Annotated in this window: 15 protein-coding genes; 5 read left to right on the top strand and 10 right to left on the bottom strand. The window is 60.0% G+C overall.

From position 1 onward, the window contains the following. From guaA to ACIQ36_RS12155, 5 genes are all read left to right on the top strand, one after another. On the top strand, window positions 1-1,336 hold a 1,336-nt coding region (gene guaA, locus ACIQ36_RS12175), incomplete at its 5' end, for a glutamine-hydrolyzing GMP synthase (RefSeq protein WP_395829580.1). Between the two features lie 5 nt (window positions 1,337-1,341). Beyond that, complete coding sequence (locus tag ACIQ36_RS12170; protein ID WP_395829578.1) at window positions 1,342-1,920, top strand: septation protein A; 579 nt, start codon at window positions 1,342-1,344, stop codon at window positions 1,918-1,920. Between the two features lie 175 nt (window positions 1,921-2,095). Further along, on the top strand, window positions 2,096-2,401 hold the full coding sequence (locus ACIQ36_RS12165) for an STAS domain-containing protein (RefSeq protein ID WP_045776484.1): 306 nt from the start codon (window positions 2,096-2,098) through the stop codon (window positions 2,399-2,401). A gap of 91 nt (window positions 2,402-2,492) precedes the next feature. Beyond that, the gene (locus tag ACIQ36_RS12160) at window positions 2,493-3,302 is read left to right on the top strand and encodes an ATP-binding protein (RefSeq protein WP_395829576.1); all 810 of its coding nucleotides are present in this window, start codon (window positions 2,493-2,495) and stop codon (window positions 3,300-3,302) included. A 35-nt stretch (window positions 3,303-3,337) separates the two neighbouring features. Further along, entirely contained in the window at window positions 3,338-3,898 is a 561-nt protein-coding gene (locus ACIQ36_RS12155; protein ID WP_395829574.1) for a hypothetical protein, read from the top strand. Between the two features lie 8 nt (window positions 3,899-3,906). Here ACIQ36_RS12155 and ACIQ36_RS12150 read toward each other — a convergent pair whose 3' ends face one another. From ACIQ36_RS12150 to nuoK, 10 genes are all read right to left on the bottom strand, one after another. Continuing rightward, window positions 3,907-4,239, bottom strand: coding sequence for a DUF2794 domain-containing protein (locus ACIQ36_RS12150; protein WP_395829572.1), 333 nt, complete (start codon window positions 4,237-4,239; stop codon window positions 3,907-3,909). A 206-nt stretch (window positions 4,240-4,445) separates the two neighbouring features. Next, entirely contained in the window at window positions 4,446-4,703 is a 258-nt protein-coding gene (locus ACIQ36_RS12145; protein WP_395829570.1) for a DUF1467 family protein, read from the bottom strand. Then, on the bottom strand, window positions 4,700-5,113 hold the full coding sequence (gene mce, locus ACIQ36_RS12140; RefSeq protein ID WP_395829567.1) for a methylmalonyl-CoA epimerase: 414 nt from the start codon (window positions 5,111-5,113) through the stop codon (window positions 4,700-4,702). Before mce ends, ACIQ36_RS12145 begins: the two co-directional genes overlap by 4 nt. A 30-nt stretch (window positions 5,114-5,143) precedes the next feature. Continuing rightward, entirely contained in the window at window positions 5,144-6,838 is a 1,695-nt protein-coding gene (locus ACIQ36_RS12135; protein ID WP_395829565.1) for a ribonuclease J, read from the bottom strand. Next, the gene (locus ACIQ36_RS12130; protein WP_395829563.1) at window positions 6,835-7,611 is read right to left on the bottom strand and encodes a type III pantothenate kinase; all 777 of its coding nucleotides are present in this window, start codon (window positions 7,609-7,611) and stop codon (window positions 6,835-6,837) included. Before ACIQ36_RS12130 ends, ACIQ36_RS12135 begins: the two co-directional genes overlap by 4 nt. A gap of 21 nt (window positions 7,612-7,632) precedes the next feature. Continuing rightward, on the bottom strand, window positions 7,633-8,355 hold the full coding sequence (locus ACIQ36_RS12125) for a biotin--[acetyl-CoA-carboxylase] ligase (RefSeq protein WP_395829561.1): 723 nt from the start codon (window positions 8,353-8,355) through the stop codon (window positions 7,633-7,635). Window positions 8,356-8,371: 16 nt separating this feature from the next. Continuing rightward, window positions 8,372-9,826, bottom strand: a complete 1,455-nt coding sequence (nuoN, locus tag ACIQ36_RS12120) for an NADH-quinone oxidoreductase subunit NuoN (protein ID WP_395829559.1) — start codon at window positions 9,824-9,826, stop codon at window positions 8,372-8,374. Between the two features lie 19 nt (window positions 9,827-9,845). Then, a complete protein-coding gene (locus ACIQ36_RS12115; RefSeq protein WP_395829557.1) occupies window positions 9,846-11,378 on the bottom strand; it encodes an NADH-quinone oxidoreductase subunit M in 1,533 nt (510 codons plus the stop codon). A 3-nt stretch (window positions 11,379-11,381) separates the two neighbouring features. Then, window positions 11,382-13,376 carry an NADH-quinone oxidoreductase subunit L gene (gene nuoL, locus ACIQ36_RS12110; RefSeq protein ID WP_395829555.1) on the bottom strand — a complete coding sequence of 665 codons (1,995 nt, stop codon included), beginning with the start codon at window positions 13,374-13,376 and terminating at the stop codon, window positions 11,382-11,384. 7 nt (window positions 13,377-13,383) lie between these two features. Then, a partial coding sequence (gene nuoK, locus ACIQ36_RS12105; protein WP_395829582.1) for an NADH-quinone oxidoreductase subunit NuoK occupies window positions 13,384-13,544 on the bottom strand: 161 nt, incomplete at its 5' end.

Genomic DNA, 13,544 nt, shown 5'->3' with positions numbered 1-13,544 from the left:
GCAGAATGTGCCAATCCTCGGCATTTGTTACGGCGAACAAACCATCTGCGCGCAGCTTGGCGGCAAGGTCGAAGGCGGGCTGCACCGGGAGTTCGGGCGCGCTGAAATCACCGTCACCGGGTCTTGCTCCCTGTTCGAGGGCGTCTGGCAAGTCGGACAAAGCTACCCGGTGTGGATGAGCCACGGCGACCGGGTAACGGCGCTGCCACCCGGCTTCCACACCGTCGCCACGTCGGAAAACGCCCCTTTCGCCGCGATTGCCAATGAGGAACGCCGCATTTACGCAGTGCAGTTCCACCCGGAAGTGATGCATACGCCCGACGGCGCGCACCTGCTGCGCCGCTTCGTCCGCGATATTGCCGGCTGCCATGGTGCCTGGACGATGGCGGGTTTCCGCGAAATGATGATCGAACGCATCCGCGCCCAGGTCGGCACCGCCAAAGTGATTTGCGGCCTGTCCGGCGGGGTCGATAGTTCGGTTGCCGCCGTGCTGATCCACGCTGCCATCGGCGACCAACTTACCTGCGTCTTCGTCGATCACGGCTTGTTGCGCACGGGCGAGGCCGAGCAGGTCGTGACCCTGTTCCGCGACCATTACAATATCCCGCTAGTGCATCGCGACGCGAGCGCGCTGTTCTTGGGTGAGTTGGCCGGAAAGACCGACCCGGAACTGAAGCGCAAGACCATCGGCAAGCTCTTTATCGATGTGTTCGAGGAAGAAGCCCGCAAGGTGGGCGGCGCAGCTTTCCTCGCGCAAGGCACGCTCTACCCGGACGTGATCGAAAGCGTCAGCTTCACCGGCGGCCCATCGGTAACGATCAAATCGCACCATAACGTCGGCGGCCTGCCCGAGCGGATGAACCTGAAGCTGGTCGAGCCGTTGCGCGACCTGTTTAAGGATGAAGTGCGCGTGCTGGGCCGCGAACTGGGATTGCCCGACAGCCTCGTCGGCCGTCACCCTTTCCCAGGGCCGGGGCTGGCGATCCGCCTGCCGGGCTCCGAGATCACCCGCGACAAGCTCGATATTCTGCGCGCCGCTGATGCGGTCTATCTGGATGAAATCCGCAAGGCCGGGTTCTACGATCAAATCTGGCAGGCGTTCGCCGTGCTGTTACCGGTGCGCACCGTCGGCGTGATGGGCGATGCCCGCACCTATGATTACGCCTGCGCCTTGCGCGCCGTGACTTCGACCGATGGGATGACCGCCGACTACTTCCCCTTTCCCCATGATTTCCTCGGGCGGGTTGCAACGCGAATTATCAATGAAGTTCCGGGGATTAACCGGGTGAGCTACGATATTACGTCAAAGCCGCCCGGCACGATTGAGTGGGAGTGAAGCTAATGAGTTCGCCGCAACCACCCTCCCCCCTCCTAAAACTCCTGCTCGATTTCGGCCCGCTGCTGCTGTTCTTTCTCGTCTATGGGCGTAGCGATCTCTACACCGCGACGGCGGTGCTGATGGTGGCCTCCGCGGTTAGTTTTGGCGGGCTGTGGCGGCTTGAACGGCGCATGCCGGTAATGCCGCTGGTCAATGTCGTCCTCGTGAGCGTTTTTGGTGGGCTCACGCTATGGCTCGCCGATGAAACTTTTATCAAGATGAAGCCGACGCTGATTTACGCTTTGTTTGCGCTCATTCTGGCGGGGGGGCGGCTGCTCGGTCGCCAGCCTTTGCGCGTCGTCTTCGGCCCGATGATGTCGCTTCAAGAGAAGGGCTGGACTCTGCTGACGTGGCGATGGGCGGCTTTCTTTTTGTTTTTGGCGGGCGTTAACGAAATCGCCTGGCGGGTTTTGACGACCGATCAATGGGTTACACTGAAGACTTTCGGTTTTATCCCAATCGTTATGCTGTTTGCGTTAACGCAAGCGCCACTCATGACTCGCTATAAACTCCTGGAAGAGACTGATTCTCCTAGAAGTTAATAGCTTTTTTGCCTTAAATTGTGGGCAGTTGCTAAGTTTGGTTGCCTTCCGAGGCGAAAAAGCGCACAACATGAAGGGGCGGTTGTTACCCGTGCGAAAAGCACTGGGAATGGCCTGCTGGGGATACGGTGTCGGCAGCGCGTAAAAACTGCCGGATGGCTCATTCGAGGACCCGATGCAATATACAGTCGATATCAAAGACAATAGCGCGAAGATTAAGATCACAGGTCGGCTGACCTTTAAGTTTCATCGGGAGTACAAAGAATTCCTTGATGAGCTTTTGAAGAACAAAGTCGGCTCCTATGAGTTCGATCTGAGTGGCGTCGAGTTCATCGACTCCGCCGGTCTTGGAATGTTGCTGATCGCCAAGCAAAAGGCCCAGGTTTTCAACGCCGCCGTTGTGCTTCAACGCCCGCCTGAAAATGTGCGCCGCATGCTTGAAGTAGCAAAGTTCGACAAGATATTTACGATTCAGTCATAGGGGCACGATACGATCGGTCATCGTGACCCTTTTTATCGATAGGCGGCTGCCACCTGTGCGGCCCACACCGGCGGATCAACACGGAGGCCCTGTGTCCCTGTCTCCATTCTCATCGCTGAGTCTGGTTGCGGACGGATTGTCGCGCGAAGCCCTGGAAGCTCTTTCGATGGAAAGCTTTGGGGAGGTTCGCGTCGATCCGGCGTCGGTGGCCATGATGCCGGTTTCTCCACCCTCTGCCCGCCCTGCCCTGGGGAGCGGTAGCCGACGGCGTATTCGCGTCATGGGCGACAGGATTAGCGAGAGCCGGTTAACGGCGGCGGTGAAGGATCTCCCCGCATTTTGTTTCGAAGCCGGATTGTCGCCCGATCAATTGGCCGGCTTTGCCCGGCTGGCGGCGCGGCGCGGCACGTTCATCGGTCTTTGTCTTTCCACGGTCACGGCCTATCGGGTGGAGCCCGCGGCGGCGGTTGCGGCGAGCTTGGCGGCCTGCGGCCTCTTCGATGAGGGGCTGATCTGGCGAATCGAGGTTGCGCTTGCCGAAGCTTTGGCCAATGCCCTTCTGCACGGCAATCTTGAAGCCAATAAGTTCCTCCGCTCAAGCGCCGATGCCTATGCCGACTATGCGGACCATCTCGATACGCGCCTGCACGATGATGGGTTTGCTAATCGGGCCGTCTGTATTTTTGCCCGCCTGTCGGCGGGGTGGCTAACGCTCGAAGTGCTCGACGAAGGCCATGGTTTCGAGAAAACTGCGCGTGGAACGCCGACCACCGCCGATATCGATGATCCTTTTGGGCTGCCCAGTGGGCGGGGTTTGCTGGTAACATCGGCCATGGCCGACCGTATCCGTCATCGTAATGGCGGGCGCAGGCTCGATCTCAGTTTTGCGCTGGTTGCATGATCTCAGCATCGGCAGATCGTTAAGGAAACGCCTGAATGAACCGTCGCATTCTTCCCTTCGCTGCCGTGTTCACGGTTATCGGCCTGTCATCTGTCGCGCTCGCCCAGCAGGCGCTCCCCACGATTGGCGGGGCCGCGCCGGGGGCGAATGACACTGGCGCGCGGGAACGCGCGGCCTCTTCGGCAATTGAACAGCAGGTTGAGTATCGTACCAGCTTGCAGCGCGATCTTGCCCAGCGGGAGCAGTTGCTGCGGACCAGCGAAAAGGATTTGGAGACGCGCAAGGCGCGCCTGAAATCTACCCATGTCCAACTTCTGTCCAGCGCTCAGAAAGTTCAAGAGCAGGCCGCCAAACTGAAGGCCGCCGCCGACGCGCCTGCTGCGGCCGACGCCGAACCAGATGCCGAGAGCACGGCCCCCGACCCTGCGGAACAAGCCGCCGATGTGGTCGATCCCAGTATCGTAAAGCGCCTATCTAAAGATCTTGAAGCGCAATCTTACGAAATTCAAGTTGCTTCCGCCCAGATCAAACGGCTTCAGCAAGAGGTTGATTATCTGCGCGGCGTGATTGCGCAAATGTCGGGTGTGCGCCGCTAAACACAGGCTTAGCGCACTAAACTCAAGCTGCGCGCATCGAGATAGGCGAGAAGGTCGCCGAGGTTCCGCTCTTGCCGTAATTTTTGGCCTCGGCTCATCAGCACAAAGTCAGTCTGCCGCGTGGTTGCGCGTTTAACGATATTATACAGCGGCAATTCATAGGACGAGCGGAAGATGGAGAACATCGCCGCCCCGCCGCTCATATCGATGGCATAGTCCCGCCACTCTCCTTTGGCGACACGACGACTGTAAATATTCAGGATTTCCTGCAATTCGGCCCTGTTGAACGTCACGCGGTGACGGTTCGGCCGGAAATCCGCAAGGTTAATCAGCCCGGTCATTGGCGCGGCAACACCCCCTTTTCAGCGCTTTCCAAAGGTTGGAAAGGGTGGGTCGAGAGACTGTTACAGAAGCATGACCGAAGCGGGCGGCAGCGTCCAGCCCCTAGAGCGCTTTCCGTTCGCATTGGCTCACTGCAAACGCTCTAGTTTTTTGTTTTTTAACGCAAATACGTCGTCGCGGGTGTCCCACCCGCTCGGGATTTGCTCTAATAGCGGCCCATACGATCAGCCATATCCTGAAATGAAATCAGGTCGGAGGCGATCAACGCATAGATTGCCACAAAAATCACCGTGGAGATAATCGTCGTCCAGAGTGCCTTGTAAAGCAGATGCGGATTATCCGGCGCACCCGCCATCTCGCCCCGCCCTTTTGCGTCCTTCGTGGTAACGCGCCACGGCAGCACGGCGAACAGAACAACCCACCAGGTGATCGTGAAAACGACGATGCCGGAAACCCAATTCATGCCGCCGCAACCTCTTCCAACTCGACAAGCGTTCCGCAGAAATCCTTGGGATGGAGGAAAAGCACCGGCAGGCCGTGGGCGCCAATCTTGGGCTCGCCATCGCCCAACACCCGCGCACCTTCGGCCAAGAGATGATCGCGCGCCGCGCGAATATCGGTCACTTCATAGCAAACGTGATGCATGCCGCCCGAGGGGTTCTTAGCAAGGAACCCCGCAATTGGCGAGTTTTCGCCTAAGGGATGCAGCAGTTCGATTTTGGTATTCGGGAGCAGCACGAAAACGGTCGTCACGCCGTGGGCGGGCACATCGACCGGATCGGAGACCGTAGCCCCCAGGGCATTACGATACAGGGCGCTCGCCGCCGCCAAATCCGGCACCACAATCGCCACATGGTTCAACCGTCCGATCATCCCTGCACCCTCTCCCCTGGCGTTTCCATCCTATAAGCGGATGAGATGCACCTCTGTAACCGGCTTCAGGCCGATGGCGCTATGGACAGTGCGTCGCACCGCCGCCCGCACGGCATCGCGCAGCAGCGTATCGTCCCCACCGCGCCCGCCGGACGTGAAAGCGTCGACGACGTCTTCGATGGCATCGAGCGCCTTATCGATTAGGATTTGCCCTTCGTCCTGCTCGGCATCGACCAGGCCGTGCAGGGTGAGCACCGGATCGGCCTGGAGCTTGCCTTTTTTGTCGAGCACCAGCGTCGCGACAGCCAAACCATTATAGGTGAGGCGCAGGCGCTGCTTGAGTTCCGAGCCGCCCAGAGGAATGAGCCGATTGCCATCGACCGCCAAGCGACCCGTGGGTACTTTATCGAGAATCATCGGCTCGCCGGGTGCAAGGCGCAGTACATCACCATTCTCCACCACCATCGCAATCGGCACTTGGCATTCCCGCGCCAGTTCGGCGTGTTCGTGCAGATGGCGAACTTCGCCATGGACCGGCACCGCGATTTTCGGGCGGGTGATGGCGTACATGCGCGCCAACTCGTCGCGCGCCGGGTGGCCGGAGACGTGGATGAAGTGATCCTGCTCCGTCACCACTTCGATGCCCTGGCGGATCAGCTTATCGTGCAAGCGCCCGATGGATTTTTCGTTCCCCGGAATGATACGCGAGGAGAAAATCACCGCATCGCCCTCTTCTAAGGTCACGTGCGGATGATCGTTCGAGGCAATTCGCGCCAGCGCCGCGCGCTGTTCGCCCTGGCTGCCCGTGCACAGCAGCAGCACTTCTTCAGCGGGCAGATAGCCGACCTCGTCTTCCGAAATCAGCGCGGGCATGGACTTAAGGTAGCCATTCTCGCGCGCACTTTCGACCATCTTATGCAGCGAACGCCCGACCAGCGCCACACGGCGACCGTTGGCGGCGGCGGCGACGACGATGCTTTCCAAACGCGCAACATTCGAGGCAAAACAAGCCACTGCAACCCGGTTGTTAAACTGACCGATCAACTCCGTTAGGCTTTCGCGCACGGCGGCTTCCGACCCGGCTTCGCCCGATTTGAACACATTGGTCGAATCGCCAATCAGCGCCAGAATGCCCTTATCGCCCAGCTTTTGCAGCGCGTCGAAATCGGTCACATCACCAATCAGCGGTTCGGGATCGAACTTCCAGTCGCCCGTATGAAGCACGGTGCCGACCGGCGTATGGATGGCGAGCGCGTTCGGCTCGGGAATCGAATGCGTGAGGGTGATCATCTGGAAGCGGAACGGCCCCAGGGTGAATTCGCCCGACAAAGGCACCTCGTGAATGACCACCTCGCGCGATAAGCCATGCTCGGGCAGCTTCTTACGCAGCACGCTCGCGGTAAAGGGGGTGCAGTAGATCGGCGGGCCGCCCAGGCGGCGCCACAGGTAGGGCACCGCGCCTAAATGATCCTCATGGGCGTGGGTCAGCACGATCCCAATCAGCGATTCGCGCCGTTCGGCGATAAACACCGGATCGGGCATAATCACGTCGATCGAGGGCTGACTATCGTCGCCGAAGGTAACGCCGAGATCGACCATCACCCATTGGCCGTTATAGCCAAAGAGGTTGAGGTTCATCCCGATTTCCCCCGCGCCCCCGAGGGGAAGGAAAAGAAGTTCGCCGCGGGCAGCGATAGCGGTGTGCAGGGGGGTGCCGTCGATCATGATTCCAAACGATTATGCTGATAGAGAGTGACAAGGCCGCGCATGATAAGATCACGGTCGATATGGGTTATATGGTCCGTCGCGCCCGCAAACATAGGGGCTAACCCGCCAGTTGCAACAACTGGAACATTCTGGCCAAGCTCGGCACGCATGCGCTTAACGAGCCCCTCGATCATGCCGATATAGCCCCAGAACACGCCCGACTGCATCGCGGGCACGGTACTGCGGGCAATTACGGTCGGCGTCGGGCGAATTGCGACGCGCGGCAGCTTCGCCGCCGCCATATAAAGGGCCTGCAAGGACAGATTAATGCCTGGCGCGATGACGCCGCCGGCGAAGTTTCCGTCCGCATCGATCACGTCGAAGGTCGTTGCCGTGCCGAAATCGACAACGATCAGGGGGCAACCGTATAAATCACGCGCGGCAAGGGCGGTAACGAGCCGGTCCGCCCCCACCTCCTCGGGCCGGTCGATGACGGCGCGAATGGTCATCTTCACCGAAGGATCGCCCACCACCATCGGCGGGCCGTTGAAATATTTGCGGCACAGGCTAGTGAGATTAAACAAAGCCTCCGGCACGACGGTGGCAATGATGCTCGCCGTCACTGCGTCGCGCGTGACGCCATCAAGCGCCATAAGTTGGGTCAACCACACGGCATATTCATCGGCGGTGCGGCGCGGATCGGTGGAAATACGCCAGGAATTGCGCAGTTCCGTACCGTCGATCAGCGCAAACTCGGTATTCGTGTTACCGGCATCAATGGCAAGAAGCATGGCGATGTCCTGAAAAAGCGGCTAGGCGAGAATAACATCACCGGCAGGAATCTGCTGGATGCCCTCGGGGGTTTTCAGGCGCAGGTGCCCATCGGGGCCAAGACCGTCGAAGGTGCCGGTTAGGGGCGACTCGGGATTAATCCGCGCGGTCAGCGGCGTGCCAACCGGGTGCGCGGCGGCCTGCCAATCGGCCCGGATCGCGGCGAAGCCTTCGCGCCGCCACTGGTCCAAGGTTTCGGCGAGGCGAAGCGCGACGGCTTCGGTCGCCTCGTCCCGGTCCACCGGTCCGGTCGCACGCAGCGGCAGGCTGGTGGCGGCATAGGGTGTATCGGTCGGCGCAGTCCGCAGATTGATGCCGAGCCCCAGGACCGCCGGACGGCCCGCATAGGGGACCTCCAGCAGCAGCCCGGCGAGCTTTGCGCCATCCAGCAAAAGATCGTTCGGCCATTTCAGCGTAAGGCCCGCCCCCGGCGCGAGATCGGACACTGCCCGCCACACGGCGAGCCCGGCCACAAAAGAGAGTTGCGCGGTTTCGGCGAGAGTCGGGGCTGGGTCGATCAGAATCGACATATAGAGATTCCCAACCGGGCTGCGCCACACGCGCCCCTGCCGTCCGCGCCCGGAAACCTGTTCGCGCGCGCGGATGATGAACCCCTCGCCTGCCCCGTCTAGAAGCGCTTGCGTCGCCAGTTCCATGGTACTGGCGACGCTCTCGAAGTCTTGCAACCGCCAACCGGGCGGCAAGGTTAAACCCGACAGATTAACCCCCGATCACCAGCGCCGAAACGCGGGCGGCCACATTGATAAGTAGTGCGGGATAGACCCAAAACATCATGGTGATGAGGCATGTACCCGCCGCGACGAAGGCAACGCCCGGCGACATGCGGTCGAAATGGATCGACGGTTGATCGAAGTACATGACCTTAATCACGCGCAGGTAATAGAAGGCCCCGACCACGCTGGCGAGCACGCCGATAATGGCGAGTGCGAACAGATCGGCCTGCACCGCCGCGCGAAATACGTAGAACTTCGAAAAGAAGCCCGCGAGCGGCGGAATCCCCGCCATCGAGAACATGAACATCCCAAGCGCGAGCGCGACCAGCGGCTGCGTGCGCGACAGACCGGCTAAATCGTCGATCTGCTCAACCGCCTTGCCGTTCACCCGCATCGCGATGATGCAGGCAAAGGTGCCGAGGCCCATCACCACATAGACCGCGAGATAGACCAGCACCCCGGTCAAACCTTCGGTATTGGCGGCGGCGAGACCGACGAGGGTGAAGCCCATGTGACCGATGGAGCTATAGGCCATCAGGCGCTTGATATTACGCTGATTGATCGCGGCGACCGAGCCAAACACCATCGAGGCGATGGAGACGAAGACGATGATCTGCTGCCACTGGCCAACCATCCCGCCGAACGGGCCGGTCAGAACCTGCACCAGCAGCCCCATCGCGGCCACCTTCGGCGCGGCGGCAAAGAAGCTCGACACCGGCGTCGGCGCGCCTTCGTACACGTCCGGCGTCCACATGTGGAACGGCACGGCGGAAACCTTGAAGGCTAAACCGACGATAATGAAGACCATGCCGATCACCACCCCGGCTTCGGGGTTATCGGTTAGCAGCGGGGCCAGCATGGCAAAATTCGTGCTGCCCGCAAAGCCGTAGACCAGCGAAATCCCGTACAGCAACATCCCCGACGACAGCGCGCCAAGCACGAAATACTTCAAGCCCGCTTCGGTGGATTTGCTGCTGTCGCGATGGAACGAGGCGATCACATAGAGCGCCAACGACTGCATTTCGAGGCCCATATAGAGCGTCATCAAATCGTAGGCGCTGACCATAATCAGCATGCCCACGGTCGCCAGCACCACCAGCACCGGATACTCGAACCGCGCGATCTTCTCCTTTTCAAAGAAGTCGGTGGAGAGCACCAGGGTCAGGGCCGAACCCAGCAAAATCAAGACCTTGAGAAAGGCCGTGAACGCGCTGACGTGGACTAGGCTGTTAAAAGCCACCCGCCCGCTATCCCCATAGGGCATCAGCACCACGAGAACCGCCGCGATAGCGAAGGCAAAAATTGCCCCAATCGTTACCGCCCGCACCGAGCGCTTCTCGCCCATAAAAGCGCCCGACAGCAGTAGGACCATCGCGGCGAGCGCCAGGAACAGTTCGGGGACAACAGTTGCCAAATCAACTTTGGCAAAAACGTTGGTCATCGGATCCACCCTTACCCCCTTACTGCACGAGTGCCAGCAGCGTGCCGGTCAACGAGATCGGCTCGGCGGCAGCGAGTGCGGCGTTATAGTTTTTCACCAGCGCTTCAATCGAACCCGTCATCGGGTCCATGAAGGAGGCCGGATAGATGCCCATCCACAGGGTCAAAATGACCAGCGGGGCAAAAATCACGATTTCCCGCAACGACAGATCCGGCAGCAACTTCAGATCGGCCTTTTCAAGCTTCCCGAAGATCACCCGGCGGTAGAGCCACAGCGAATAGGCCGCGCCCAAAATCAGGCCCGTGCTGGCGAAGAAGGCCACCCAAGTATTGGCGAGATAGGCCCCGACCAGAATGGTGAACTCGCCGACAAACCCGCTCGTGCCCGGCAGACCGATGGTCGCAAAAGTGAAGAACAGGAAGATCAGGGCATAGCGCGGCATATTCTCGGCCAAACCGCCGTAGCGCGAAATTTCGCGCGTATGCAGCCGGTCGTAGACCACGCCAACGCACAAAAAGAGCGCGCCCGAGACAATACCGTGGCTCAGCATCTGGAACACTGCACCCTGAATGCCCTGTTGATTGAGCGCGAACAGCCCCATCGTCACGAAGCCCATATGGGCGACCGAGCTATAGGCGATCAGCTTCTTCATATCTTCCTGGGCCAAGGCGACCAGCGAGGTATAGATCACCGCAACCGCCGAGAGCACGAAGATCAGCGGCTCGAAAAACTCGGTGGCCTGCGGGAACATCGGGATGGAGAAGCGCAGGAAGCCATAGCCCCCCATCTTCAACAGCACGCCCGCGAGGATTACGGAGCCCGCCGTCGGCGCTTCCACGTGGGCGTCGGGCAACCAGGTATGGACCGGCCACATCGGCACCTTCACCGCGAAGGAGGCGAAGAAGGCCAGCCACAGCCAGGTTTGCATTCCCGCCGGGAAGGAGTGTTTCAGCAGCGAAACGATATCGCTCGTGCCCGCATCCCAATACATCGCCAGAATAGCGACCAGCATCAGAACCGAACCCGCCAGCGTGTAGAGGAACAGCTTGAACGCCGCATAAACCCGGCGCTGACCACCCCACACCCCGATGATGATGAACATCGGGATCAGCACGCCTTCGAAGAAAATATAGAAGGTGATGAGGTCGAGCGCGGCGAACATGCCCACCATCAGGGTCTCCAGGACCAAGAAGGCGATCATATATTCCTTCACGCGCTTCTCCACGGCTTCCCAGCTTGAGAGAATGCAAATCGGCGTCAGAAACGTCGAAAGCAGCACGAAGAACAGCGAAATCCCATCGATCCCGGCGTGATAGCTCACCCCGGTTCCCGGAAGCCAGTTCAGTTTTTCTTCAAACTGGAAGCCGGGGTTGCTGCTGTCGAAATTCACCCACAGCAAGAGGGACAGCAGGAAGACGAAGAGCGAGGTTAGCAGTGCAATCCAACGCGATTGCGCGGCAACACGTGCCTCCTCGCCCCGGAGCAGGAACACCAGCACCACCCCTGCCAGTGGCAGGAAGGTAACGAGCGAAAGTAGCGGTAGCCCGGTCATGGATCACCCGTTCCGCGAAAAGAGATACCAGCTTACGAGGGCCACAAGGCCGATCAGCATGGCAAAAGCATAGTGATAGACGAACCCGGATTGCAGAACCGAGACCCGCCGCGACAGCGTAACCGTGACCCAGGCAATCCCGTTCGGGCCGAAGCCGTCGATGATCGTGCCATCCCCGCGCTTCCACAGCAGGCGGCCAAGCCACAGCGAGGGACGCACGAAGATCAGGTCGTAGAGTTCGTCAAAGAACCATTTGTTCAAGGAGAAGAGATACAGCCCCCGGAAGCTGGTCGCGACTTGGTTCGGCAGATGCGGCGACTTCACGTAGAAGACCCACGACAGCCCGAGCCCGGAAACGCCCATCACCAGCGGCAGCAGCTTCACCCAAAGCGGCACGTGATGCGCATGTTCCAACGTATCGTGACCCGAGGCGTTCGAGAGGGCCGCGCCCCAGAAATGCTCCCGGCCTTCGCCGACGAACATATTGTAGCCGAGGTAACCCGACACGATTGCCCCAAGCGCCAGCACGAACAACGGCACCAGCATCACCAGCGGCGACTCGTGCGGCGTATGGTCATGCCCATGGCCGTGATGATCGTCATGCGCGTGAGCGTGATCATCGTGACCATGCCCGTGATCGGCATCAGCCCCCCAGCGTGGCTTACCGTGGAACGTCAGGAACGTCAGGCGGCCCGAGTAGAACGCCGTCATGAAGGCGGCAATCGCGCCCAGGATGAAGGCGTAGTATCCCGCCTGCGTGCCGATGGCGTAGGCCGATTCCAGCACGATATCCTTCGAGAAGAAACCGGCGAAGGGTGGAATCCCGCAGAGCGCCAGCGTCCCAATCCACATCAGCGCATAGGTGATTTTGATGTGCTTCGCCAGCCCACCCATTTTGCGCATGTCTTGTTCATGGTGCATGGCATGGATCACCGAGCCCGCGCCTAAGAACAGCAGCGCTTTGAAAAAAGCGTGCGTCATCAGGTGGAACATCGCCGCGCCATAGGCCGACACGCCCGCCGCAAAGAACATATAACCGAGTTGCGAGCAGGTCGAATAAGCGATCACGCGCTTAATATCGGTTTGGGTCAGGCCGACCGTGGCGGCGAAGAAGGCCGTGCTGGCCCCAACGATCGTCACCACCGTCAGGGCCGTCGGCGCGAGTTCGAACAGCGGCGACATGCGGCAGACCATGAACACGCCCGCCGTGACCATCGTCGCGGCATGGATCAGCGCCGACACGGGGGTCGGGCCTTCCATCGCGTCCGGCAGCCACGTGTGTAGGCCAAGCTGCGCCGATTTCCCCATCGCGCCGACGAAGAGCAGCAGGCAGATAGTCGTCATCGCATGGACTTCCATGCCAAGGAAGACGAAGGTAGCATCCTTCTGCGCCAGCGAGCCCTGGAAAATGGCATCGAAATTAACGCTGTCGAACAGCATGAAAATCCCGAAGATGCCCAACGCAAAGCCGAAGTCGCCAACGCGGTTGACGACGAACGCCTTGATCGCTGCCGCATTCGCCGACGGCTTCTGATACCAGAACCCGATGAGCAAGTAGGAAGCAAGGCCGACGCCTTCCCAGCCGAAGAACATCTGCACGAGGTTATCGGCCGTCACCAGCATCAGCATGCAAAAGGTGAACAGGCTGAGATACGCCATGAAGCGCGGCTTTGACGGATCTTCTTCCATGTAGCCGATGGAATAGAGATGGACGCAGGCCGAAACTGTGGTGACGACGATCAGCATGGTCGCCGACAAGCTATCGATGCGCAGCGCCCACGATAGCTCAAGCGAGCCCACGTCGATCCAGCGCAGCAGTTCGACGGTATGCGCCGGGCCGCCGGAAGCGATCCCGATGAACGTAACCCAAGAAAGGATGGCCGCGATGAAAACGGCAACTGTGGTGACGAATTGAGCGCCGCGATCCCCAAGGACGCGACCGCCGAACCCGGCCAGGATTGCCGCAATCAGCGGCAAAAAGACGATGGCGGCATACATCGCGGGATCAGCCCTTCATCATGTTGATGTCTTCGACCGCAATCGTGCCGCGATTACGGAAGTAGACGACGAGGATGGCCAAACCGATGGCGGCTTCTGCGGCCGCAACGGTCAGAATGAACAGGGCGAAAACCTGCCCGGCCAAATCCTGCAAATGGGTGGAGAAGG

The sequence above is a fragment of the Elstera sp. genome, assembly GCF_044372965.1.
Taxonomy (GTDB): Bacteria; Pseudomonadota; Alphaproteobacteria; order Elsterales; family Elsteraceae; genus Elstera.
This window is presented reverse-complemented; position numbering and strand designations above follow the sequence as displayed.